The organism is Vibrio vulnificus NBRC 15645 = ATCC 27562 (assembly GCF_002224265.1).
Classification (GTDB): Bacteria; Pseudomonadota; Gammaproteobacteria; order Enterobacterales; family Vibrionaceae; genus Vibrio; species Vibrio vulnificus.
Genome location: NZ_CP012882.1, coordinates 1,543,303 through 1,568,921 on the forward strand (window position 1 = coordinate 1,543,303; position 25,619 = coordinate 1,568,921).

Sequence of the window (25,619 nt, forward strand, 5' to 3'; positions counted from 1 at the left end):
GCTACGCGAGTTACAAAAAACTATTGTTTATGCAACTATAAACACAGCTTATATGATGTATTTTCCTTTGTAATAAAATTGTAAATAAAATTCTCCTCAAGCCAGAACCCATATAGGCAGAGCAGTATTATCATCATGAGGCATTTATTCGAACTGTGAATTAATCTTTATGCAAACTGACTGACGAATATGTGACAACGGTCACATACGAAACTTCATCCTGATAGTTGGCACGTCATACCTTAAATAAACTTGACAGCGGAATTTTTCTCATGAATGGGATATTCAAGATATTTCGCGGCAAACAATAAGGATTTCAATGCATTATCGCCGAAGTTTACAGTTGATTTCATTTCGAACAAACAATAAAGAAGAGGTGAAACACCTCTTCTTTTGCTGGTAATGGAAACTGCCGAATGTCTGGTTTCCTAGCTCTTTCTTCTACGCCACAATAAAACGAATGCCATTAGCCATGCCGATCCAAAGCCTAGAGAACCCGCATCTTCACCACCAGAATCAGCTGTTGGTGGGTTGTCTGAATCATCATTTTGGCCAGAAATCGTGCTGGTTGGCGACAACTCTATTTCAAACCATCCCTGCTTGCTCTCTCCGTTATCAAAAAGAACGTCATAGTTGAATCTGTCGATCATGGTTAATGCTGTTTGAGACGGGGCTTGATAGATCAATTCCTGATTCACAATTTGCACTTCACCATGTTCTGCTGGGCGCGTAATACGCAGTTGGAACTTCCCTTTGTATTCAGATTCAAGAGGCTTCACATTCAGTGAGCTACCAAACTTGAGCTTAAGTTTGCCCTGCTTCACACTAGGCGTCGTGGCATGCACCGTTAATGTCAAACTATGAGTAACCGCCTCTCCTTGTTCGTCACGAACCGTTGCACTGAACACAAGCTTTTCATTGCCAACGGATTGAGAAGGAATCACGACGATTGCAACCGACTTATCCGCATTAAGTATTGTCGCTTTACGCCCAGAGACTTGTTTCCAATTGAACTGGTGGTTGTTGGAATCAATGTCTTTTAATTGCACAACCGACAGTTCAATGCGCTCGTCTGCACTGACTTGCAACTTAGAGGCGTTAACACGAAAAGTATGTAAGTCGTTGACTGGCAGAATGTTGATCGAAACCGTGGCAATATTTGAGGTCGTCCCCTCGACATTCGTCACTTGGAACGTGAAACTGTCTTTGCCAGCAAAGTTCGCTTGAGGTACATATTGACCATTGTGAATCAGCCCATTTCTCGGCAGTTCCACAATCTTAACCTCTCCTCCTTTGCCTGCTAATTGCTGCAAGTTGAGGATGACACTTTCATCTTCACGTCCTTCAAGGGTGATGTTATCGATCACTAAAGCCTTCGGTTTAACAAACTGAATGATCAATGTTGCTTGAGACATCAGTCCTTGAGGGTCTTTGATCTCATACGTCACCGTTGTGCTCGTTTCACTACCGAAAGTCGCTGGTGCACTAAATTCAATTTCATTTCCTGAAAGGCTCGCTTTACCCAGCCCTTGCTGAGAGACGATACGAGTTAAAGTGAGCGTCTCGCCATCTTTCTCAATATCGTTGTCCAACACTCTAAAGCGTTTCACTTCCCCAGCTTTTATTTGGCCGTGATCATTTTGCGCTTCAGGCTGATGGTTATTCACCTTCACTTCCACGTTTTGGCTGACTTCGTTTTGGGCATCATCAGTCACAGTGACCTTGAAGTGCATGACATCACTCGCTGCCACACCTTCAGGAACCACAAAACTGCTGGTTTTCTGCTGGCCATTGCGTAGCGTCACTTTTGGACCGGAAATCTGCTGCCATTGGTAACTAAACGCTTTGGAATCTTCATCCTCCACTTTGTCAACGCTCAGCTCAACGAGTCCTCCAACGTACACGACGTCATTAACCACTTTGGCCGAAATCACCGGAGGTTTGTTAATCGCCAGCACTGTAACAGACACTTTTGCCGTGTTACTCACGTTTCCTTCACTGTCGCGCAAACGATATTGGAACTCATCAACGCCTTCAGCCCCCAAATCAGCTTGATACTCTTTTCCATTCACAGTTCCTTTGCTTGGCTGGGTCATGAGCTCAACCTGAAAACTGTGACCAGGTATTAAGTTGGTATCATTGTTCATTAGGTTGAGCTGCACACTCTGGCCCTGAGTAACTTGGAATTGATCGTCCAGTGCGAGAGGAAGCGGGTTAACTTGGGTTTGTAGTAGTGCTGCAAACGGGAAGTTTCGACCTCGCGCGCTGTTCATTCGGCCACCTTGTAACGTGGTATTGTCAGCGTAGAACTGCTCTTTGCGAATGCCATCGCTGAGATAAGCATCGTAATAAGAAGTTGAAAACTCGGGTATTGCATTGGTTAGCTCAACCACAATGAGGTGACGCTCTTGTGTCAATGCGAATGGTTGTGGGAACATCGCCCGTCCACCATCGGAATTCAGTTGCCCACGAGTAATTTCAACGCCATCTTCCGCCTTAAAAGTCACTTCGCCACGCCAATTGGTTTGATAAGGATATTTGGTCACCTTATATTCCATAGGCTGTGTCTGATCACTTTTCTGCGCATAAAAATGAATGCCATCTAATGAGGTGTTTTCAAAATGCACATCCACCGCAAAACCGAGTGCATTAATTCGGCGATCATATTGCGTATATTGACGTGCAAATGAGGTCATCCACGCATGTTTGCCACGCTGATCTGGCAATTGCAGTGTCAACGTTGAATGCTGATTAGTACTGACAATGTCACTGATAGTGATGCCGGTATTGCGCCCAGCTGTGTTCAACCTTAATGAAGGCGTTGAGTCATCAGAAAGTAAGGTAACATTGCTGCTGCCCGGGAAAACATCGCCATTGTCACTCCACCCTCCTGCGTTTAGTTCATCTAGCCCGTCCGCTTGGAATATTTGCACCTGCATTGGGCCAGTACTGTTGAACTTGTTGTCAATCACCACAGAGGTAGCCAACAGGCCTTCTCCTTGCAATGCTCTGTCGTAGTCGACTTTTCGGCGGTTTTGCAAGTAGAGCCTTGGCCCCATTTTCTGTAGGTAAGGATCAAGATAGATGACGCTTTCACCTTGAGAGGTGTTGACGGTATAGTTTTGGTTACTGTTTAAAACATCTGGTTCCAAAAAGCCTGATGCTTCTTTGCTCCATGCCGTCATATTGACAGGCGTGTCGCCAGAATAAAGGTCGCCAGGTTTGCGGCCCCATGAACCACCGCCCATCAAACCCCAATGACCTATAGAACCATCATGCTCATAAGAATACAAATCTGGAAGACCCAACATCAAATGACCGAGTTCGTGAGCAATAACGCCCATTGTTGACTGGTGGTCGCCTTGAAAATCCGCAAACAAGCAATACGCATTGATGGTGACACCATCGATGGTTTCATTGTTATGGGCAAACTTATGAGGCCAAATGTAAGGTCGACGATTACCGCCAGCCGCCGCATCGTAACCCGCAAACACGAACATCACTGAGAGTTCTGAAGGCTTGATAAAACCATCACCATTACTGTCGTAAGTGGACAAATCAATATACTGATCAAGCGCGGCGTAAGCAGCCGAAAAAACGGCACGTTGTCTGGTGGTACAAGTATTGTCCTCTTTGGAGTGACAATCAGGATGCGCCATATCTAATGAAATGTTAATCACCCCATCATTCGCTGTACCTTGCGTTTCTCGTGCTGGAGTAACAACGTACTTGTTGTAGCTGTTCTTGAGAAAGTAATCTCTAACGCTTTGCCCATTCTGACCAAAAATTCGGTTAGTAAAGTCATTGACCATCACCTCGTCATTAAAGCTGACTTGAACCACAAGCAAAGGTTGAGTAACAGGTTGATCTGCTTGAAGGATTCGTAAAGTAGCAGAATGGTGCTCAGTGGTGTTGATGTCTGACGAATGTCCTTCATCAAAGCTAATTCGAGCTGGCTTTACTGGGTGAAGTGATGAATTAGAGGCCGCTGGACTTTGCGAAGCTTGAGTAACAACAACATCTGTTGAGACCACTCTGCCCTCGCCATCAAATTCTGCGTATTTGCCGTAGTACCAAGTCTCTCCTTGATAGAGATAAATAGTGCCTTCACGGTCTTGGTACCACGCTAACGCTTGATTCCCCATTAGACGCATTTCACGTACCGATCCATCACTCATCGTGAACTCATGCCAATCCGGAGACGGCAGAGTGGTCGCATTAAGTGAGATGGAGGAGAGCAAACTTGATATAGCGATTCCTATTTTCGCTTTTTTTATTTTTAAAGACATTATCCCGCCTTATTATTGACAATAATAAAGGCAACATATCAACCAGGCCAATTAATTACCAATTAGCATTTGGATTAATAATATAAATTAAAGTTATACTTTCACCCTCTATAACAACCAAATAAAAATGCTTTAAATATCAATACGTTAATAAACAAAACGACATCCGAACAACAAACTTAAAAAATTAATCAGGTAGATAAATCAGAAGCCTACCCAAAATTGATGCTGCCAATAAAAATGAAGTACTGATTATCGACTTAAATTTATAAGTCGATAAAAGAGAGTTATAGGGAAAATAAATCGCCTCGATCGTTGGTCTCAACTCACGAGGCGATTTTGTCTGTTTATACTGCTAGGATCTGTGTGCTACCCCCCCACTTACCACCTCAACTTGTTGAGGCATTAGCGGTAAAAGCGGACTTAAGACGAATCGAAGAGCCCACTCGCGACGGTATCACGTCAATCCGTTGTTGCATTTGCTCTTTCAACTCTGACACATGGGAAATCACACCGATCATTCGGCCTGTTTGCTGCAACTCCACCAAGGTTTGAATGGCGAGATCAAGTGATTCAGGATCCAAGCTGCCAAAGCCTTCATCAATAAACAAAGTCTCTAAACGAATACCACCGCTGTATGACTGGACAACATCCGATAAACCAAGAGCGAGGGAAAGTGCCGCCATGAAAGATTCACCACCGGAGAGTGTGGCTACATCACGCGATTTTCCGGTGTAGCTGTCTTCCACAATCAGATCGAGCCCACGACCCGCCGTGCCCTTAAAGCCTTCGGTTTTTCGCGTTAACTGGTAGCGGCCTTTACTCATTAGCGCCAAACGATGCGAAGCCTGAATCAGCACATCATCCAGCAACACTCCTAATACAAAACGGTGCAAACTAATGCGACTGCCTGTTTTGCCACTCGCCACATCGTAGAGTGTACCAAAGACCTTGTACTCTTCTTCAAGGCGATGATTATGCGTGTGCAGTTCAGCTATCTTCGCTTGTACGGTCTCAAGCTTCGCCACCAGTGAACGTACCGCATCCAACTCATTTTTGATCTGTTGATAGCGCTGTTCCGCCGATGTCACCAACAACTCTAATTGCTCAAGATCGGGCGCTTGCTGATTTTTCAAACGCTCTTGGAGGTCTTGATAACTCTGCTCTAAACGTGTCGCCTGCTGTTGATGTTGCTCAATCTCGCGTTTCCATTGTTCGATCTGTTCTGGTTCGACGCGCAGCGCCAAATAGTGCGGTTCATCGTCAAATGAGGATACAGACAGCGCCTCCAACCATGCAGTTTGGTTTTGTTCACTCCGCTGCTGAGTCTGCAGCAACATCTCACTGTGTGCTTTGACTTCACTTTTAAGTGCGGCAAGCGTTTGTTGAACCTCCTCAAAACGCTTTTGGATCGTCTCTTTTGCCGTTTGCAAAGCCGTGGTTTGTTGCTTGAGCTGCGCGATTTCCTGCTCAACTTGGGCAACCTGGCTAAACTGCGCGGCAATTTGTTGGCTGAACTTCGCCAACTGTTGCGTTTTTTCTAGCAACGTTGCACTGCTAGAAATATGTTGCTGAGCGAGTTCTTTTTCCATCTCCTCGCCTTTCGCACAACGCTCCGTCAATTGTTTAACATGGCTTTCTTGCTGAGCGAGATCTAACCCTTGCAGCTGTTTGAGCGTGTGACTGATTTCAAGAGTTTGCGCCTGCAAAGTTTCTAACGGGCTCTTAAGCAGCTCACCGAGTTGTGTTGCTTTTTCCTCAATCGCTTTCTGCTGTTGCTTGACTTGTGCAAGGTGCAGCTCCAGCTCTTGGTGATGTTGATTGAGCTGGGCGAGCGCGATTTTTTCCTGCTCACGGGCCTGCTCTACCTGATGTTTATGCACAGGCTCACCAATAAACTGCGCTTTTTGCGGGTGCTCAAGGCTACCGCAAACCGGGCAAGCTTCCCCTTGATGAAGGCGCTGCGCCAAAATAGCGGCTTGGCCATTATGCCAACTCAACTCAATGTTATCCGCGGACTGTTGGGCATTGAGCCAATGCTGCTTGGCTTGCTGGTGTAACTGCTCTTTTTGTTCAGTTTGTGTGAGTAAATTCTGCAGCGCTGTATTCAGATTCTGGTATTGCTCATAGTCACTGATCTGACGCTTAAGCTCGCTCTCTCGCGCTTCAAGTCTCGGTATCTCTGCCGCTTGCTGCTTGGCCTTTTCAAACGCTTCAATGGCGGATGTCAGCTCCTGCTGCATCACGACTTTATGTTCTTGCACGCGCTTTAATTGGTGTGCAAATTTCTGCACGTCTTCTTCAAGACGAATGATATCTTGTTCAAACTGGGCTTTTTCCACCAGCTTGCTTTTAACCGTCTCTAATTCATACGTTTGCTGTTGTAGCTGAGGAATTTGCTCGGCATTTTTCTGTGCCTGAAAACACTGTTGCTCGAGCTCATTGCTCTGCAATAACAGTGTGTTTAATGATGCGTTAAGCTGTTCAATTTTGCCTTGCTGAACATGAACATCATTGAGTGCGTTTTTCCACTGACGATACGGTGCGTCAAGCTGCTGGGCTTGACGTGCTTGTTCCAGCTTTTGCGCCAACTGATGCATCTGATCATTTTTCGCCAAATGGGCATCTAAATTCGTTTTGGCCAAAGCCAGTTTGTTAAAATCATCGACCAGAGCTTTGGCAACTGATAGGGATTGCTTGGCCAAATTATAACGCTCGAGAGCGTGTTTCTCCGTCTCTTGCCACTGCGTCAGTTGCGTCTTTTTGTCTACAAGCGCCTCTTTGAGCGCCTGCTCATCACTGACATCCGCCACCTCTAGCGCCCCACGAATTTGATTATCAAACTCTTCTTTGGCTTTACTAATCGCATTGGCTTTATCTTTTAGCGCCCATTCAATGCGTTTGTAAATTTCAGTTTGGAACAGTTGGCCAAAAATCTCTTCACGATCTTTGGAACTCGCCAACAGCAAATCGCGGAACTTCCCCTGTGGCAACACCATGACTTGGCGAAACTGCGTTTCATTCAATCCAATCAGTTCCGTCACTCGCGTTTTCACTTCAGCCGTTTTGCTGGTGATCAGTTCTTCGTCATCTTGGCAAAGATAAAGCGCAGCAGTGTGTTTTTTGGTGGTGGTGCCTTCACCGCGCGCTTTTGCCGCCTCTTGCTCAGGTAAGCGAATTACCTTATAGCGTTTTCCATGTAGCAAAAACTCTAACGTCACTTCCGTGGCTAGATGGATAGAGGCCAAATCTGAACGCATCTGCATACCTTGGCGCTCATTGCCTGTGGTTTCGCCATAAAGGGCAAAACAGATCGCATCCAAGATAGAGGTTTTTCCGGATCCTGTGGGCCCATTGATTAAAAACAGAGGGTTGTCACCCAATTGAGTAAAATCAATGACTTCACGTTCAGCAAATGGACCAAACGCCTGCATGGTAAGTTTGAGTGGTTTCATCGCGATTCCTAAGACTTGGTCAATTGTTGAATGAGTTGGCAAATCGCGGCATCTTGCGTTTCGCTCAGTGGGTTGTCCTGCGCTTGTGCAAAGAAATCACGAAACATATCAACTTCGCTACGAGCCAATTTAGCTTGCGATAAACCTTGCTCTACGTTCATTAACATCCCTGGTTTTTCTAAATGAAGAACATTGGGATAGACCGCTCGCAACTTTTCCATTGGGTTTAAAATGGCATGTTTGTCATGCAAGCGAACAAGCAAATAGTCTTGATAATTGGGATCTTGCTTACCTTGTTCGAGAATATCGTTCATTTCACCCTCAATCACCCGCATGTCATGAGGGGCATCGAGCGCGATGTGTTCTGCGCAGACAAAACCGTTTTCATCCAACTGCACTAACGTGAATCCTTTTTTCTGGAACTGCTCAGAAAAACTGTATTTCATCAATGAACCACTATAACGAATGTGTTCTTCCACTCGCTTTTGTGGTTGGTGCAGGTGCCCTAAGGCAACATAGTCAAAAATGGAAAAATGCTCATAGCTAACGCGGTCAGATCCACCGATGGAAAGTGGACGCTCCGACTCACTGCTCTGCGCCCCATCGACAAAACAGTGGCTCAATAGCACCTGACGCTGTTTGGGATCAAAATGCTGGCGAATTTCATCAACCAAGACGCGATGCGCCTCATCATAATTGCTCACCGACACGCCAAATGCGTCGCGCACTTGCTCAGGATCGCTGTAAGGCATACCATAAAACGCCACATCGCCCGCCCTCTCACTTTTAAGCACAACCGGTTCTATCATTTGCGAAAACTGGCTAATGATGTGCAGCCCTGAGGGTTTCATTTGCGAAGCACCAAAGCCCAAACGCGCTGCACCATCATGGTTGCCTGGAATCAGGATCATCGGCGTATCAAGTTCACCACAAATTTCATCAATCGTTTTGCCGAGCAGTTCTATGGCGGCAGTAGGCGGCACCGAGCGATCAAAAATATCGCCAGCAACGACAACGGCATCAACGGGATGATTTCGAATATAATTAACCAACTGGTCGAGCACGACGCGTTGGTCATCAAGGAGTGAAACGTTGTGAAACTGGCGTCCGAGATGCCAATCTGAGGTATGGATGAACTTCATGAATTGTCACTGCCAACAAATGAGAGAAGAGTGTCGAATATTGTTGGCCATCATAGCACAAAACCGCGCAGATTCTATGACTGCTCAAGGTTCAAATAAGCAGCAAAACCCATCACATTCAATGAGTTCCTTTTAGCGAACTCGCGTTATCTGGCACTGGTTTTCTGGGTGATTTGAGTTTTGGACTCCGTTGATGATTTTCTTCTAACGCATAGGATAGCCGACCAAAGGTAGAAGAGTCTCCCGCGGCAAGTCAAAGATCAGTTCCAGCCCTTTCGCAAATGCCTTTTGCCTTATCACTTCAGCGTTTTTAACTCGTTGTAATTTTTGCTCATCACCAAGATACAGCCCCTACACAGGGGTATTTCTGAGCCAATCATAAAAGTGCTTAACGTACCCATCCAATTTGAGCACCATAATTTGACCAAACTTACGAATCGGCGCTAAATCTGCTTCAGTAAGTTATTGAAGTTTCAGAAGTTCATCTGCATCTTGATGTCACTTCCCATTGACATACCAGCTTTTACACCCTTTGTACGCGTTTTTTCAGTATAGACCTGCGCCAATAAAAGCAATGGGTAATATCGATGTTTGTACTTTTTCCAAACTGAACTAAACCTAATAAAAGACCAATAATAATGATTGTTATTTAAGTTAAAGCTAAAGTAAAAGTCGTGGCTTATTTTTTCATTCAGGGATATGAATCAAGAGGCAATTTATGCGCATCAATCAACCCGTGACTCAGAAAGAGGTGACTTACCCTCCTCATTACAACCTTCTTTCTGTTACCTCTCCTTCCAGTCATATCACTTATGCGAGCAAAGAGTTTTGTGATGTCGCTGGCTATACCTTAGAGGAATTGCTGGGGCAGCCACACAACATGGTTCGACACCCTGACATGCCACCCGAAGCGTTTAAAGATTTATGGGAACATTTGAAAGCGGGTAAATCTTGGATGGGAATGGTCAAAAACCGTTGTAAAAATGGCGACTATTATTGGGTTGATGCGTTTGCCTCACCCATTAAAGACAGCACAGGTAAAGTTGTCGAATATCAATCCGTCCGGTTGTGTCCAAGCCGAGAAAATGTCGAAAATGCGACTCGGCTATACGCACAAATCCGTGCTGGCAAAACACCGATTCAACTCAAACTTCCTCGCACTCGACTATGGCAAAGACAATCAATACTGTTTTTGGGCGCGACTCTCTTAAGCTTGGCGTTCAATACCGTGCTTCCCGGTTTAGGTATTTGGTCACTTCTCTTGCTGTCTGTGGCGATTAGCTACAGCTCCACCCGCCGATTAGAATCGCTTTCAGCAGAAGCGCGTAAAGTGTTCGATAACCCATTAATGGAACTGGTATACAACAAGAATGTAGACGATATTTCCGAGATAAAACTGGCACTTAAGATGCGTCAGTCTGAGCTCAATGCGGTGGTGGGACGCATTCAGGACTCCAACCAACAACTCATCGTCTCTGCTCGTAGTTCTTCCGTAAACAGTGATAAAGCATCGCACAACCTCAAAGGTCAAACCCACGAGACAGAACAAGTGGCTGCAGCCATTACCGAAATGCACTCCACCGCCAACGAGATAGCACAAAACGCGCAAAGTGCTTCAGACGCAACAGATCAAGCACACAACGCAGCCAGTGAAGGGATGATCACTGTGCAAGACACCGTCAAGGCGATTAAATTGCTGGCAGGACAATTGGATGAGACTTCAGACGTGGTGAGCCAACTCGCGCAACACGGCAAAACCATTGGTGATGTGCTGATCATCATTCAAGGTGTGGCTGAGCAAACCAACCTTTTGGCACTCAATGCTGCCATCGAAGCAGCACGCGCTGGCGAACAAGGGCGAGGCTTTGCGGTCGTCGCCGACGAAGTGAGAAAGCTTGCGCAGCGAAGCCATGAATCTACCGAAGAAATTCAGAAAGTGATTGGATTGATCCAAAGCAGCACTCAAAAAGCGGTCTCGTCCATGAGTGAAGGGACGCACTTGGCTGAACAATGTGTCTCTTCAGCCGACTCCTCTGGGCAAAAGCTTCAAATACTGCTCGACCAAGTGACGGACATTTCTGATCGAAATAACCAAATTGCCACAGCGGTTGAAGAAATGGCTCGAGTCACGGAAGACATGAGCTCTAGCGTGCAATCCATCAATGATGCTTGTTCAGCCGCCAACGTGCTCTCTAGTGACACCTGTCACCAATGTAACGCGTTGGTGAAATCCCTTGATAGCCAAGGTAAGCTGGTTTCTCAATTCAGGCGCATTTGATGCGATCAACCTATAGACGATAAGCAATAAAACGCACGACGGGTAGACAAGCCCGTTGTGCGTTTTTATTTGGGTCGTAATACCGAGAGATGGGCTTGTAGTGAATTAGGAATCTTATCTTCGCCATCGGAGGTTGGAAATGATAAGATCGCGCCAAAGCCGTCTGCACACACCTTAGATGAAGTTGGTATCACAGATTTCTAGCCAAATACGGTATGTTTTCAGACAGACAAAGAAACACAAAGGGCAATTTATTCAAATGGTTAACAATTCAATTCAATGGTTTCCGGGCCACATGCATAAAGCCCAAAAAGAGATTGCAGAAGCGATTCCGCAGATAGATGTCATCATTGAAGTGCTAGATGCACGTATTCCTTTTAGTAGCGAAAACCCTCTTATTTCTAAAATCCGCGGTGAAAAACCCGTCGTTAAAGTACTGAACAAGCGCGATTTAGCCGATCCTGAGCTAACAGAACTTTGGATTGAGCATCTTGAAAAAGAACAAAATGTAAAAGCAATGGCGATCACCACGTCACAAACTCAAGAAGTGCATAAAATTCTTGAGCTATGCCGTAAGCTAGCTCCTCATCGTGAAGAAGTCGGCAAAAACATTCGCACCATGATCATGGGCATCCCAAACGTGGGGAAATCCACCATCATCAACACTTTGGCCGGCCGTGCGATTGCACAAACGGGTAACCAACCAGCGGTGACTCGCCGTCAACAACGCATCAACCTGCAAAATGGCATTGTGTTATCAGATACCCCTGGAATTCTTTGGCCAAAAGTGGAAAACCCTCATAGTGGTTTTCGTTTAGCCGCTACTGGCGCAGTGAAAGATACGGCGATGGAATATGACGAAGTGGCATTTTACACTGTCGAGTACCTCGCAAAGCACTACCCAGAGAAGCTGAAAGAGCGCTATCAGATCGAAGAACTGCCAGAAACTGATGTTGAGTTGATGGAAGAGATTGGTCAACGCCGTGGGGCATTGCGTTCAGGTGGTCGTGTTGACCTCCACAAGGCCAGTGAAATCCTGCTGCATGAACTTCGTAGCGGCACGCTAGGACAAATTACCCTAGAACGCCCAGAGATGATCACTGAAGAATTGGTGGAAGTGGAACTTGAAGCAACACGTCGCGCGGAAGAAAAGGCAAAGAACAAAGAAGAGCGTCGTAAACGTTACCTACGTAACAAACGTTAATAAGCGTTAATAAGCGTTAATGGGCGTTGATAAACGGAAGGGATGCCCAAATGGCATCCCTTTTTACTGAACTGAAAAAACGCAACGCTTTACTGGCAGGCCTTAGCCGTGAACGAGTGCCAGTTCAAGCCCATCCAACAGTGCTTGCGCGTTTTGCCAAGTCATCACCTTTTCTACCACAATTTCCCCTGACAGATCTTCGCGCTGACGACTCTCAGCCACCCTGCCGCCAATATGCAGATAAAACTCAATCGCCTCGGTGTTGGATTCACTCACCTGTAAATAAAGGCCACGATCACTAAAGTAATGCTGCTGCCACTGCGCGATTTCTTTTAATAACTTGCTGCCAATTCCTCGGTTTTGAAACGCGTCATCGACGTAGAGTGAATCAATGAAGGTGCCCAACTCAAAGTCATGGTTACCGAAAGCACAAATAAAGCCCAGCAACAGCCCTCCTTCTTCGGCCAAAACGATGTGCTGACTAAAGGGAGGGTTTGTTAATCGAGTTTGCCATAGCAGCAGTTTCTCGGCTGAGACCTCATGAGTCAGGTACTGCTCACTCAAGATACCACCATAGTGTGACTTAAGGCTGTTTGCGTGAAGTTGGGAAATCCGTTCAAAATCGCAATAATTCGCTACTTTAAAATCCATTTTCAAGTCCTTATCGCTACAAATAGTATTTTCATAAAGAGTTAATACTACACTCTTCCTACCAGTAAAGGGAAACATTCCGTTCACATATTTTGCCATTTAGTTTGACTTACACATGTTCGCTGATATTCTAGCGTACAACTGTTCGCTTAAACATTTGAGGTCTATCTTGCAACAACAGAAACCGCCATTCATCTGGCTCAACATTGTCATCTTTGTTACGTCATTAGTGCTCGCCCTTGTGGTCACACCTTGGTACGGTATCAAGGAAGGGTTTGGTTTTGAGCACCTCATCTGGTTACTCGTCACTTTTAGCTTCACCAACCTTTCTATTACTGCTGGCTACCATCGTTTGTGGAGCCATAAGACTTATGAAGCGCATCCTTTGCTCCGTATTGTCTTTGCCATCGGCGGTGCTTTCTCTCTACAAAATAGTGCATTGCATTGGTCTTCTGATCATCGTATGCACCACAAGTTTGTTGATCACCACGATAAAGATCCCTACTCCGCGAGCCGCGGCTTCTGGTTTTCTCATATTGGCTGGATGCTGCGAGACTACAATCAATCAACCTACAACGATTACACTAACTGTCGCGACCTCCAAAAAGATCCCGTCATTATGTGGCAGCACAAATACTATGTGCCACTGGCAATAGCGACAAACTTGGGTATCCCTTTGCTACTGGGTTGGTATTATCAGGACATCATCGGCATGCTACTTGTGGTTGGTGCACTACGTTTAACACTGAGTCATCATTCGACGTTCTTTATTAATTCCTTAGCTCATATTTGGGGAAAGCAGACCTTTACCGACAAAAACAGTGCAAGAGACAATGGGTTCTTAGCCGTTTTAACCTTTGGTGAGGGATACCATAATTTTCACCATATCTTTGAAAACGACTATCGCAATGGGATTTATTGGTGGCAGTACGACCCAACAAAATGGTTGATCAAAAGCTGTTCATGGTCAGGTCTAACCCGCAACTTGCGACTCACTCCACAAATGAAAATTGACAAAGCCAGAGCTGCCACACGGCTAAAAAACGCGCTCAACCAACTTGCTCAGCGCGGTGAACAAGAGTCACTCAAACAGCAATTGCAATTGGAATTCGATGGCCTAGTTGCCACGATGAAAGATTACTACGATGCAAAGAAACAGCTTCTAGAGTGTAAAAAACAGACTGCTTTGAAGAAATATGAGGTAGCGTTAGTAAAAATACGTTATCAACAAGCCAAAGAAGACCTGTTAATCCGCTATAAACGCTGGCACGCGCTCACCGCGCATTATGCTTAGTTCCTAAAATATTTTTAACCCTCTAAAACAATCAGGCTCCGTTATGGAGCCTGATTTGTTAGTCGATGAATTGTGGCGCTTGGTGCTTACGATCCAATGTTGAACACATACTTATCCATCAATGACACCATGCGGCCAATTTCTGGTTTGGTGATGGTGTCATTGGCACCCAAGGCCAATGCTTTCGCACGGTTGTCTTCACTCATTAACGAAGAGAACATCACAATCGGTAGAGTCTTGTAGGCTTCGCTGTCTCGTAGACGTTTCACTAAGTGCATACCGTCCATACGAGGCATTTCTACGTCTGTCACCACCGCATCAATCAGCTCACTCAGCGGCAAATTCTCTTCACGTGCAACTTCAATCAAGTTCATTAACTTATCATGCGCTTCACCGCCATCTTTACAGGCGATGATATTGTAGCCTGCGGAAGTCAACGTTTCTTGGATCAGAGAGCGAATGAACGCAGAGTCGTCCACCACCATAATGGTTTTGGCATTACGCTTGGTGACCATACGCTGGTTAAGATCGACACTTCGGTCTGTTTTAACGTCGTATTTCTCCATGCTGAGCTCTGGGTTGATATCAGCGATGATTTTCTCGAAATCGAGGATCATGATCAGATTGCCGTCTTTTCGTACAACCGCAACCACGCAATCTTGTTCGCCCGCTTCCAAAAACTGACTCGGCGACTCAACATCATTCCATGAAATACGGTGAATGCGACTGATACTGTCGATTAAAAAGCCGTTCGTCATTTTGTTGAAATCAGTAACAATAACGAACTTGCGCTCAACCGCAGGACGAGTAGGTACGCCTAACCAGCCAGCCAGATCGACGAGTGGCGTTAACACATCACGCGAAGAAAACACACCAATCATATGCGGCTGAGCATTTGGGTAATCCGTTGTTTCTGGAACTTGGATAACTTCACGCACTTTCGCAACGTTGATGCCGTAATAGCAAGTTTTCGTCTTACCGTTAGGCAAAACCTTCTCCAAATGAAACTCGATAATCTCAAGTTCATTGGTTCCACTTTCGGTCAAAATTGTACTACTTGAATAGCTCATGATTTCAAATACTTTTCATGGTTAATAAACCACCTGTTGCCAGGCTACGGTTTTTTATCGATTGTTTTCTTTTTAACTGCTTGGCTCAGTTTTGTAAATCGGCAAACAACTCAATAGTTCAAATATTTAAACAAAAACTGTGATTCACCACGTTTGCCAGCAAAAAATGCCCGTTATCTTCAATAATAGTCGCAGTTTTTTAATTCGCTGAAGTTTTCTTCATTCGATGAATGATTCCTGTTTCCTCATATGCAACTAACCACGAAGAGGGATACCGTGCGCGCTTCCCTCCCCCATCATGGATGGTGCGATACACAAGATAAGCATCAAAGAACAAACGAAAACTAGAATGCAGGAGCACGGAGAGAAGTCTGGTTCAAGAAAAGACAAAAAGGCACCTATGCTGGTGCCTTTTCAATTGTTCTCTCATTTACTCATGAGAAAGGTATTTTCGTTTAAACTCAGATGCAGAGGCAAATACAAGCAACAAAACAAATGTGAATAATGTCCCTAGGCCGTACCATAAGTTTTCATTGGCTAGTAGCTCATAGCAGCTTACCGCAAAGATCATGAGCGCTACTAGTAGGTTAAAACGGTGTATCCAAGGATGTTTAACCGAAAAATGGGCATATTTTCTACCAATCATACTTCAACTTATCAAACCTTACTTATTAATATATCAATAAGACCACACGCTATTCCAATAAACAACTCTATTTCGCTATTTTTGGCTGAAAATCACATCCTTAAAATTTTCAGACGATATAGCAAGCGAATCATTCAGTGAGCTAATTATTCCAAGCGAAGTCACACCTAGATTGGCATAAAAGCAAACAACTATGTAACTATTTTTTACTTAGAGTTACTAACAATGAACTAGATCTCATTGTCATGCCACTCAACGACACTGTTTCGCTCAATCAACGTCGGTTCAAGCTGTACTACCTGCACTTCTGCGGTCTCTTTATTAATTTTCTTTAATAGGGTTTCTACCGCTGCTTGTCCTAAACGATATTTAGGTTGATGAATAGTCGTAAGCGAAGGCGTCATAAATTTAGCAATGTGAATATCGTCATAACCGATAATAGAAAGGTCATGAGGAATCTCCACGCCCAGTTCATTGGCAGCATTGATCACTCCCATCGCCATCATGTCATTGCAAACAAACAGAGCGCTCGGCAATGAGCCTTTGGCGACGATTTTTTTGAATGCTTGATAGCCCCCTTCGCACTCGAAGTCCGCTTCCACAATCCACGCTGGATTTAACGGCAACCCGTGCTCATTGAGCGCCCGTTTGTAGCCTTCATAACGCATTTGAGCTTGATGCTTAATCAGCGGGCCGGTAATACAGCCAATCTCTTTATGCCCCATTTGAATGAGATGATTCGCGGCAAGATAGCCACCACGTAGCGAGTTGTCCTGAATCTTATCGCTACTAAACAGCATGGGGCCCCAATCCATCACCACCACAGGGATATCAGGGTAGCGCTCAAACACATCCAAACGCTCACCTTCAAGCGAAGAACACATCAGAATCAAACCATCGACGCGTTTTTGCAGCAAGGTCATGATCGACGATTTCATCCTCTCGTGGTCGCCTTCCGTATTGCAGAGTATTAAGTTGTATCCTTTTTGATAGCAGCTGCGCTCTACCCCTTTAACCACTTCACCAAAAAACGGGTTGGTCGAGGTCGTCACAAGCATTCCTATGGTATTGGTTCGGTTGACTTTTAAACTGCGGGCTAAGGCGGAAGGGGCAAAATAGTTGAGTTCTTTAGCAGCATGATTCACCCGCAGCGCAATTTCTTCACTGACAAAACGGGTCTTATTAATAACATGGCTAACGGTTGATGTAGAAACACCAGCAAGCTTTGCAATATCTTTCATCGTAGCCATGTTATTCTCCTAATTATTGGCTAACTGTGCGCGGCTAAAAACTCATCGACCTCTTTACGGGTTGGAATAGAAGTTTGCGCTCCAAATCGAGTCACTGAAATCGCCGCAGCGGCATGAGCAAACTTAATCGCTGATTCTAAAGGCATATCCTCCAATAAACCAGTGACCAATGCCCCATTAAAAGTATCTCCCGCCGCCGTTGTGTCCGTCACCGAGACTTTGTAGCCGTCAATTCGTTTACCTCTGCCATTTTCGCTGAGCCAAACCCCTTTAGAGCCAAGCGTAATCATGACGATCTCAATGCCTTTTTGATGCAAAACATTGGCGGCTTGCTGAGCGCTTTCGTCATTCATGACCTCGATCCCGGTTAACACCTGAGCTTCTGTCTCATTTGGTGTGATCACGTCGATGCATGCTAATAGTTCGTCAGACAATGCGCGCGCTGGTGCTGGATTTAAAATTACATTGGTTTTTGCTGCTTTGGCTTCTCTGGCCGCAAGCTCTATCCCACAGAGAGGGGTTTCTAACTGCATAAGAAGAAATCTGGCATCACGGATGCGTGGCAAATCCGATTCAATGGCCGCCTCGGTTAACTTGGCATTGGCTTCCGCCGAGATACAAATGCTGTTCTCACCGCTGTCTGCGACTTGAATCATTGCGATACCTGTTGGGCAATTGGGTTGCATCTTCACGCCTTCGATTTGAATACCGTCAAGCTTAAAGTTTTCACGTATATTGATGCCAAACGAGTCATCCCCAACACAAGCGATGAAGCCCGTATCTGCACCTAAACGCGCAGCGGCAACGGCTTGATTGGCCCCTTTCCCACCCGGAATCACTTGATAATTTCGCCCATGTAACGTTTCCCCAGGACGTGGAAAGGATGGGACTTGAAGCACATGGTCTGCATTAACACTACCTAAAACCACTAACTTGTTCATTGGGCATTCCTCAGCTCTTGAATGAGCTTTGTTCATTGTAAAACGACACTGATGACGTTGAGTTTTCTGCTTACTAGAGAGCAAAGCACGAACCAAAAACTCAATGGCATCGGGCGTTTATGCCTCTGACTAACGTCAGAGGCATAACGTGATGATTATTTCGTTACGACTTTCAGTGGAACAGGGATGTAACCTTCAACCTGTTCGCCCTTCAGTACTTTGTCGGCGGTCTCAATACCAAGCGCACCGATAAGATCGGGCTGCTGGGCGATGGTCGCCGCCAGTTTGCCACGATTCACCGCGGCGATACCGTCGTCGGTGCCGTCAAAACCGACAATAACAATGTCTTTGCCTGACGCTTGCACTGCACGTAGCGCACCGAGTGCCATTTCGTCATTTTGAGCAAATACCGCTTGAACATTTGGGTTTGCTGCCAGTAAGTTCTCCATCACGTTCAGGCCTTTAGTGCGGTCAAAATCCGCAGGTTGGCTCGCAAGCAGTTCCATATGACTGCCTTTCACCGCATTCATAAAGCCTTCCCCACGCTCACGCGCTGCTGATGTCCCGGCGATACCTTCAAGCTGGATCACTTTCGCTTTTTCACCCACTTTTTCGACGATGAAATTACCCGCCAATTCACCACCCACCACGTTGTCTGACGCAATGTGGCTGACCACATCACCACGGCTTGCACCACGGTCAAGCGTCAAAACAGGGATGTTGGAACGGTTAGCAATACGAATAGCATTGGATACCGCATCCGAATCCGTTGGGTTGATCAAGATCGCTTTCACGCCACGAATGGTCAGGTCTTCCACGTTCGAAAGCTCTTTGCTCGGATCGTTTTGCGAATCCAAAACAATCAGATTGTAGCCCAGCTCTTTTGCACGCGTTTCCGCCCCATCTTTCATGGTGACGAAGAATGGGTTGTTCAGCGTTGAAACTACGATCGCCATAGTATCTTGCGCCTGCGCACCAAGAGAAACGGTAGAGGTTAGTAGTGCAGCAGAAATCAATGTTGCCAATTTTTTCATTGTTGTCGTCCTTTGTACTTTTGTAGGGGTGCCAAGCCGAAACTTGGCTGTCAGAGAGTTATTCCAGAGTTCAAATCATTTATTTATTTTTGTTATCCACCATGACCGCCAGCAAAATAACGGCAGCTTTGGCGATCATTTGGTAGTAAGAAGAAACATCGAGTAAGTTCAGCGCGTTGTTTAAGAAACCAATAATCAGGGCGCCGATAAGCGTACCCATGATGCGCCCTTTACCACCCATCAAGCTGGTACCACCCAACACGACCGCTGCAATGGCATCAAGCTCGTAACCCATCCCCGCCGTTGGCTGCGCCGAAGATAGGCGTGATGTGATGATGATGCCTGCCAAAGCAGCAAGCAGGCCGCAAATCGCATAAACACCAATTTTGACTTTGTCGACGTTGATACCAGATAGACGTGTTGCGGATTCATTCCCACCCAGTGCATACACATAGCGACCAAAGCGGGTGTGGTTAAGTAGATACCAGGCGGCCGCAAACACGATGACCATTAGCCATACGGGAACAGGAATACCCAACGCATAACCTGTACCGAACCAAGCGAATGCATCTGCCGTATCAGTGAATCCGGTAGAGATAGGACGGCCATCGGTGTAAACCATGGTAACGCCACGCAGCAGCGTCATCGTCACCAGCGTGGCGATAAAGGCTTGAACTTTGCCTTTGGCAATAATAACGCCGCTAATGGCACCCAACGCTGCTCCCGCTAACAGCGCAGTTGGCACCGCGATGAGTACGGGAACTTCCATCGCGACAAGGCTCGCAGCAAACGCACCACATAAGGCCAACACCGACCCCACACTCAAATCGATGCCCGCGGTCAGAATAACCAAGGTCATCCCCACGGCGATGATCGCGTTCACTGAAGTTTGACGAAGAATGTTAAGAATGTTGTCTACGGTGAAAAAGTTCGGATTGAGAAAAGAGACCACCACGATGAGAAAAAGTAACGCGATGAGCGACTTCTGCTCAATGAGCCACTCTTTACTGATCCAAGTTCTCTTTGTCTCATTTGATTTGCTTTTACTCATGATTTCACTACTCATGCTGCTTCCTCAGATACACTTTTGCCGACGGCACAGGCCATCAGTTTTTCCTGATCGGCGTGTTTTGCTTCAAACTCACCGGTGATGCGACCTTCATGCATCACTAAAATGCGATCGCTCATGCCGAGCACTTCTGGCATTTCAGATGAGACCAGAATGATGCTCATACCTTCGGCTTTAAATTTGTTGATTAATTGGTAAATTTCTTTCTTCGCTCCGACGTCTACGCCTCGAGTCGGTTCGTCTAGGATCAAAACTTTCGGTTTGGTCATCAGCCCTTTTGCGATGGCCACTTTTTGCTGGTTTCCGCCAGAAAGATTGCCAATAATTTGCTCGCGAGACGGCGTTTTGATGTTGAAAAGTTGGATAAAGTCATCCACAGCAATCACTTCATCTTGATGTTGTATTTGCACACCTTTGCTCAACTTATCGAGCGCACAAAGTGACATGTTTTCTTTCACCGAAAGACCAAGGACGAGCCCATCGCCTTTGCGATCTTCTGAAATGTAAGCGATGCCATTTGCCAAACCATCTTGTGGGCTTACCGGATTAATGGTGCGATTATCAAGATTGATCACGCCTCTCTCACTCGGCAAAGCGCCATAGATCACTTTCATCAGTTCTGTTCGTCCAGCGCCCATCAGACCTGAAATACCCAAAATCTCCCCTCGCTTTAAGGTGAAACTGACATCGTGTACACCCGAGCCCGTCAGGCCAATCACTTCTAAACAGGTTTGACCGTGCACCACGTCAATTCTTGGGTATTGCTCTTCAAGCTTGCGCCCGACCATCATCTCAATTAAGCCATCTTCGTCTGTTTGCGCGACTTCACACTGACCGATAAATTTGCCATCGCGTAACACGGTGATGTCATCACAAATTTCGAAGATCTCTTTCAAACGGTGGGAGATGTAAACAATGCCGCACCCCTGCTCTCTGAGCTCTCGAATTACCGAAAACAGCGCCTCTGTCTCAGTATCCGTCAAGGCATCTGTTGGCTCATCCATGATGATGACTTTGGACTCAAATGAGAGCGCTTTGGCGATTTCCACCATCTGCTGTTCACCCAGACTTAACTGGCCAAGTAATGTCTTGGAGCTGTGCTTCACTTTCAAGCGCGCGAGCAGTTTGTCCGCTTCTGCGTACATTTTTGGCCAATCAATACGCCCAAACACCGAGGTAATCTCTCGACCAAGAAAAATGTTTTCTGCAATGGTCAGTTCACGAATAAGGTTTAGTTCTTGGTGAATAATGCTGATCCCAGCTTGTTGTGAATCTCGTGGCCCTTTGAACTGCGCTGGTTGGCCTTGATAAACTATCTCACCTGCGTCTCGTGAATAGATACCGGTGAGCACTTTCATCAAGGTGGATTTTCCTGCTCCATTTTCTCCCATCAAAGCCATCACTCTTCCTGGGTAGACATTGAGCGAGGCCTTATCTAACGCCTTCACGCCAGGAAATGCTTTTTCAATTTCACTGAGCTGTAAAATCGCCTGGTTCATACTCTCTCCTCAACCACCTAACTTGGTGAAACCTGTCAATGGGTTAGAACACAACGCCAGCTTGAAAAATCACATTGGCGTAAGGGGTGCATTCACCGGTGCGCACCACCGCTTTGCTCGACTCCGTACGTTGCTTGAACTCTTCGTGAGAAACATGCGTCAGTGACAACACTTTGCCTGTTTTTTCTTCTTCACATTGAAGCTCAGCCACTAATGCCTGATAAAGCTCAGGGCTTACCTCTGCAAACTCCGTGGCCACAATTGCCCCTTCGATTTGCGATTCAGAGAGCATCACTCGCACGGTTTCAATAAAACTTGGCACACCGTGAGTCAACGCCAAATCAATGCGAGAGACGCCGTCTGGGATCGGCAAACCAGCATCACAAATCGTGATCTCGTCCGTGTGGCCTAAGGTGGCCACGAGGTAGGAAAGTTCAGAGTTTAACAGGGCACTTTTTTTCATTTTTGTTTCTCAATTTGGGTGAACTCTATCGATTCGCGTTAGAGAAAAAATCTCATCGAAACGTTTCGATGAGATAATAGAACGCGAATGGAAATTTTCTATCGGCTTTGTATCAATGTGTGATTGAGATCGTTTTCGAAGTGGAATAGGGAAAGAAAACAGCGTGATTAGTCACAAATACATTTCGACAAATGTCACGAATTGAGTATGCTATGCAGAGTTATTTGTTAGTAATTGTATCTTTACGTTACTTTTGTCCCATATTGTGAGGCATTTTCGCTCCATGAACTTCGCGCTACTTTCTGCTTTCATCCCAACCTTTTTCTTTGTCTCTATCACCCCGGGGATGTGTATGACTTTAGCCTTAACCCTTGGTATGAGCATCGGATATAAACGCACACTTTGGATGATGCTCGGAGAGCTGGTTGGTGTTGCGGTTGTTTCCGTTGCAGCGGTCGTCGGTATTGCCGCCGTTATGCTCAATTACCCCATGCTGTTCATTAGTTTCAAAATATTGGGCGCGACCTATTTGGTTTACTTAGGTATCCAAATGTGGCGCTCTCGTGGAAAGCTGTCTCTTTCTGCTGAAACTGGCCCTGTCAGCCGCGCGAATAATTGGCAATTGATCATGCAAGGGTTCATTACTGCCATTGCCAATCCGAAAGGCTGGGCATTTATGATTTCTCTCCTACCCCCTTTTATTGACAAAAGCGCGCCACTACCACCACAGCTTTTTCTGCTGGTCGGAATTATTCTGATTTCGGAGTTTGTCTGTATGACGCTCTACGCCACTGGCGGTAAAGGTTTGAAACGCTTGCTTGGTCAATCACAAAACGTGCGTCGCTTGAACCGAATTGCTGGTAGTTTGATGATTGGCGTCGGTATCTGGTTGTTTTTCAGCTAAAGCCTTCTATATGAAATCTGTTTATGCGCCATTATTTATGACGCATAAACACCCAAACTGGACCAATCAGCAAAAACTTCAGATCTTCAAAAAACGAAGGCTTCTTCCCTTCAATCTTGTGGCCAACAAATTGAAAAATCCACAAAACAATAAAGAGACCAACAGCCATCTCGGCTAAGGGCATCCCCAACAGTTCAACACTCCATGCGAGCGCGATACTGGCAAGGGTATAACCCAGCATCATCAAAAAGACACTAAGCGACAGCCGATAGTAGAACCACCAAACAGGCAAAGCGACAACCCAGACCCAATTCAGCGATAAAACAGGCAGAGGAAGCGAAGGCAGCGACCAAATCAACGCTACGATCGAAAAGAAAATCCCCGGCACAGCAAAGGTATGGATTTTTTGATTGGTCGAGTTTTGATGACTTTCACCGTAGGCATCCAGCCATTGTTCTAATGAGCGCATTCCCTTACCCCCAGTAGTCTTATTGCATCACTTGATTTAAGGACGCTGCGACTTAGGCAGCTTGTCCACCACCAATTGATATGAGCGTTGGCACAGATCTTCAATCAAACCCGATTCCACATCGCCATTTAAGTACACAGTGATCCAGTGACGCTTATTGGTGTGGTAACCCGGTGTGATGGATTCAAACTGAGACATTAACACTTCGCCATCTTCGGGCTTCGCTTTAAGTGTAATGTATTCTCGCCCTTCTCGGCTGGCTAGAATCGCAAACATTTTGTCTTTGACCTTAAAGACTAAGGCTTCCGGGCCAAACGGAAAGCTGCTTTCTGCGCAAACAAAAGTATCAAGGTAGGCTTCAAGTTCTTTGGTGGTCATCATCAATCCTTCAACCGTTTTTATGGCTTACATTGTACTTACCATGCCACGGCTTAAGTTGAAGTTAAATCACGACATGCAAGATTGTGAAACGGCACAAAAAAAGAGCTCGAGGAGCTCTTCTTCGTTTACCACTTTTTCAATAAGCGCCCAACTAGGCCTGGGTGATAAGCCCAACAATGGTCGAACATCGACATCAACGCAGGGTTACCATATTTCGACAAACTGACAGCGTGGAAACGGTTCTTTTGTTCTTTCAAAGCCTCTACTTTCGCCAGCATTTCTTCTGACTGTCTAGGGGCAATAAAATCCGATAACACCACTAAATCCGCATTGCGGTATTTATCCCCACTCATAAGATCGATCGATTTCATCAGTACAGGTTCAAATGCGGTGCCGCCGTGAAATGTGTAGGTAAGAAAATCCGCCGCTTCGCGCAGGCCATCTTGCTTGGTCAGCTCATAAGTAATTTGCTCTGTTGAGAATAAGATGACATAGCAATCACGCCCTTCGGCTAACGCAATCTGCATCAGCGCGTAAGCCATTGCTTTGGCACTCTGCTCAGGGAAACCACTCATCGAACCCGATGCATCAACGCACAGTACAAACGGCCCTTTTTCAATCTCTACTTGCTGATTGTCCGGCTTTTGCGCTCTCACCTTACGCAGCGTTCTCGACTTGCCCTGCACGCGATAATTCATCAAACGTTTGTCGGCCAAATGTTTGTAGAACACCACTTCCAGTTCTGGGTAGGCCAAAAACATGGTTTCGTTTGGCAGCAGTTTGTTGAGATCATCACTTTCATGGATGCCGACGATATCATCCGTCGCTTCGTCACTTTTCTCCTCGACCATCTGCAACTCTTCTGCCGGAGTACGTTGCAGATCGGGATCATCCACTTCATTGGCCATGCGACCTAACTGCTCAGCAATTTCCTGTAAACCATTGTTCTTTTTAAGAAACTCAGCGTAGCGCTTCATGACAGAAACGTCTGTTTTACTGAGCTTGGCCGATGCCATGTCCCAAAGTCGCCCCACGCTTCCTTCATCACCAGAATCCGTCACTTTGTCCATGTTCTTCATGGTTTCCATGCGCTGATAAAGATCGTTGAGGACCTTCTCTTTATTGGCTTCCAGTTCAGTCACTTGGGCTTGCTTGATCGCTTCAAACAGACTTTGATACCACTGATCGCAGAAATAGTGAGGAAACATTGGGTTATTTAACCCTTTATTTTTGTCGAGCAAGCGTCGTGCTTGTAGATAGAAGGCGGAATGCCATTCCAACTTACGCACGACATCATCAATGCGTTCGAAAAACTCATTTTCCGTCAGATGAATCACTTCTTGATAGAGCGACAATTCTTGTTGGAAGCGTTCTGTTTCACACACTTTGGTAATGCGGCGCTTTACGCTGCCACGCCATTTGGACAAATGGTTTTTCACCGAGGCTTTCACTCCTCGGTTTTCTGCCATCACCATTAACTGTGAACGTGCCATCAGATCGTTCACCGCAGACTCAACAATCCCTGAGTCTGCAATCATTAAGGCAAGGTTTAGGCCATCGGCTCCTAACATATTAATTCC

General features: G+C 45.8%; 19 protein-coding genes. 4 read left to right on the forward strand and 15 right to left on the reverse strand.

The features are described from left to right. Positions 1–428: 428 nt before the first annotated feature. The 3 genes from AOT11_RS22365 to AOT11_RS22375 form a co-directional block, all read right to left on the reverse strand. The gene (locus AOT11_RS22365; RefSeq protein ID WP_026050723.1) at positions 429–4,289 is read right to left on the reverse strand and encodes a M6 family metalloprotease domain-containing protein; all 3,861 of its coding nucleotides are present in this window, start codon (positions 4,287–4,289) and stop codon (positions 429–431) included. 389 nt (positions 4,290–4,678) lie between these two features. Next, positions 4,679–7,744 carry an AAA family ATPase gene (locus AOT11_RS22370; RefSeq protein WP_017422549.1) on the reverse strand — a complete coding sequence of 1,022 codons (3,066 nt, stop codon included), beginning with the start codon at positions 7,742–7,744 and terminating at the stop codon, positions 4,679–4,681. Between the two features lie 8 nt (positions 7,745–7,752). Continuing rightward, positions 7,753–8,886, reverse strand: coding sequence for an exonuclease SbcCD subunit D (locus tag AOT11_RS22375; RefSeq protein ID WP_017422548.1), 1,134 nt, complete (start codon positions 8,884–8,886; stop codon positions 7,753–7,755). A 718-nt stretch (positions 8,887–9,604) separates the two neighbouring features. Here AOT11_RS22375 and AOT11_RS22380 point away from each other — a divergent pair. Further along, positions 9,605–11,164, forward strand: a complete 1,560-nt coding sequence (locus AOT11_RS22380; protein ID WP_017422547.1) for a methyl-accepting chemotaxis protein — start codon at positions 9,605–9,607, stop codon at positions 11,162–11,164. A 259-nt stretch (positions 11,165–11,423) separates the two neighbouring features. After that, the gene (gene ylqF / locus AOT11_RS22385; protein ID WP_026050724.1) at positions 11,424–12,368 is read left to right on the forward strand and encodes a ribosome biogenesis GTPase YlqF; all 945 of its coding nucleotides are present in this window, start codon (positions 11,424–11,426) and stop codon (positions 12,366–12,368) included. Between the two features lie 102 nt (positions 12,369–12,470). Here ylqF and AOT11_RS22390 read toward each other — a convergent pair whose 3' ends face one another. After that, positions 12,471–13,019 carry a GNAT family N-acetyltransferase gene (locus AOT11_RS22390; protein WP_011081058.1) on the reverse strand — a complete coding sequence of 183 codons (549 nt, stop codon included), beginning with the start codon at positions 13,017–13,019 and terminating at the stop codon, positions 12,471–12,473. A 169-nt stretch (positions 13,020–13,188) separates the two neighbouring features. On the opposite strand from AOT11_RS22390, the gene AOT11_RS22395 reads away from it, so the two are divergent. Continuing rightward, on the forward strand, positions 13,189–14,313 hold the full coding sequence (locus AOT11_RS22395; protein WP_026050725.1) for an acyl-CoA desaturase: 1,125 nt from the start codon (positions 13,189–13,191) through the stop codon (positions 14,311–14,313). Positions 14,314–14,399: 86 nt separating this feature from the next. Here AOT11_RS22395 and AOT11_RS22400 read toward each other — a convergent pair whose 3' ends face one another. The 8 genes from AOT11_RS22400 to rbsD all read right to left on the reverse strand — a co-directional run bounded on the left by AOT11_RS22400 (position 14,400) and on the right by rbsD (position 22,285). Beyond that, on the reverse strand, positions 14,400–15,383 hold the full coding sequence (locus AOT11_RS22400; RefSeq protein WP_017422543.1) for a chemotaxis protein: 984 nt from the start codon (positions 15,381–15,383) through the stop codon (positions 14,400–14,402). Between the two features lie 430 nt (positions 15,384–15,813). After that, on the reverse strand, positions 15,814–16,029 hold the full coding sequence (locus AOT11_RS24220) for a hypothetical protein (RefSeq protein WP_011081055.1): 216 nt from the start codon (positions 16,027–16,029) through the stop codon (positions 15,814–15,816). Positions 16,030–16,259: 230 nt separating this feature from the next. Further along, positions 16,260–17,279 carry a substrate-binding domain-containing protein gene (locus tag AOT11_RS22410; RefSeq protein WP_017422542.1) on the reverse strand — a complete coding sequence of 340 codons (1,020 nt, stop codon included), beginning with the start codon at positions 17,277–17,279 and terminating at the stop codon, positions 16,260–16,262. Positions 17,280–17,299: 20 nt separating this feature from the next. Beyond that, the gene (rbsK, locus tag AOT11_RS22415) at positions 17,300–18,220 is read right to left on the reverse strand and encodes a ribokinase (RefSeq protein ID WP_017422541.1); all 921 of its coding nucleotides are present in this window, start codon (positions 18,218–18,220) and stop codon (positions 17,300–17,302) included. A gap of 155 nt (positions 18,221–18,375) precedes the next feature. Next, a complete protein-coding gene (gene rbsB / locus AOT11_RS22420; protein WP_017422540.1) occupies positions 18,376–19,254 on the reverse strand; it encodes a ribose ABC transporter substrate-binding protein RbsB in 879 nt (292 codons plus the stop codon). Between the two features lie 79 nt (positions 19,255–19,333). Further along, positions 19,334–20,320, reverse strand: a complete 987-nt coding sequence (gene rbsC / locus AOT11_RS22425; RefSeq protein WP_017422539.1) for a ribose ABC transporter permease — start codon at positions 20,318–20,320, stop codon at positions 19,334–19,336. Continuing rightward, on the reverse strand, positions 20,317–21,822 hold the full coding sequence (gene rbsA / locus AOT11_RS22430; RefSeq protein ID WP_017422538.1) for a ribose ABC transporter ATP-binding protein RbsA: 1,506 nt from the start codon (positions 21,820–21,822) through the stop codon (positions 20,317–20,319). Before rbsA ends, rbsC begins: the two co-directional genes overlap by 4 nt. Before the next feature lie 43 nt (positions 21,823–21,865). Next, complete coding sequence (rbsD, locus tag AOT11_RS22435) at positions 21,866–22,285, reverse strand: D-ribose pyranase (protein ID WP_011081049.1); 420 nt, start codon at positions 22,283–22,285, stop codon at positions 21,866–21,868. A gap of 283 nt (positions 22,286–22,568) precedes the next feature. On the opposite strand from rbsD, the gene AOT11_RS22440 reads away from it, so the two are divergent. After that, positions 22,569–23,189, forward strand: a complete 621-nt coding sequence (locus AOT11_RS22440) for a LysE family translocator (protein WP_011081048.1) — start codon at positions 22,569–22,571, stop codon at positions 23,187–23,189. Positions 23,190–23,220: 31 nt separating this feature from the next. Here AOT11_RS22440 and AOT11_RS22445 read toward each other — a convergent pair whose 3' ends face one another. The 3 genes from AOT11_RS22445 to viaA form a co-directional block, all read right to left on the reverse strand. Beyond that, a complete protein-coding gene (locus AOT11_RS22445; protein ID WP_017422536.1) occupies positions 23,221–23,658 on the reverse strand; it encodes an Mpo1 family 2-hydroxy fatty acid dioxygenase in 438 nt (145 codons plus the stop codon). A gap of 36 nt (positions 23,659–23,694) precedes the next feature. Beyond that, positions 23,695–24,036, reverse strand: a complete 342-nt coding sequence (locus AOT11_RS22450; protein ID WP_026050726.1) for an MmcQ/YjbR family DNA-binding protein — start codon at positions 24,034–24,036, stop codon at positions 23,695–23,697. 128 nt (positions 24,037–24,164) lie between these two features. Next, complete coding sequence (gene viaA, locus AOT11_RS22455) at positions 24,165–25,610, reverse strand: ATPase RavA stimulator ViaA (protein ID WP_011151925.1); 1,446 nt, start codon at positions 25,608–25,610, stop codon at positions 24,165–24,167. Between the last annotated feature and the right edge of the window lie 9 nt (positions 25,611–25,619).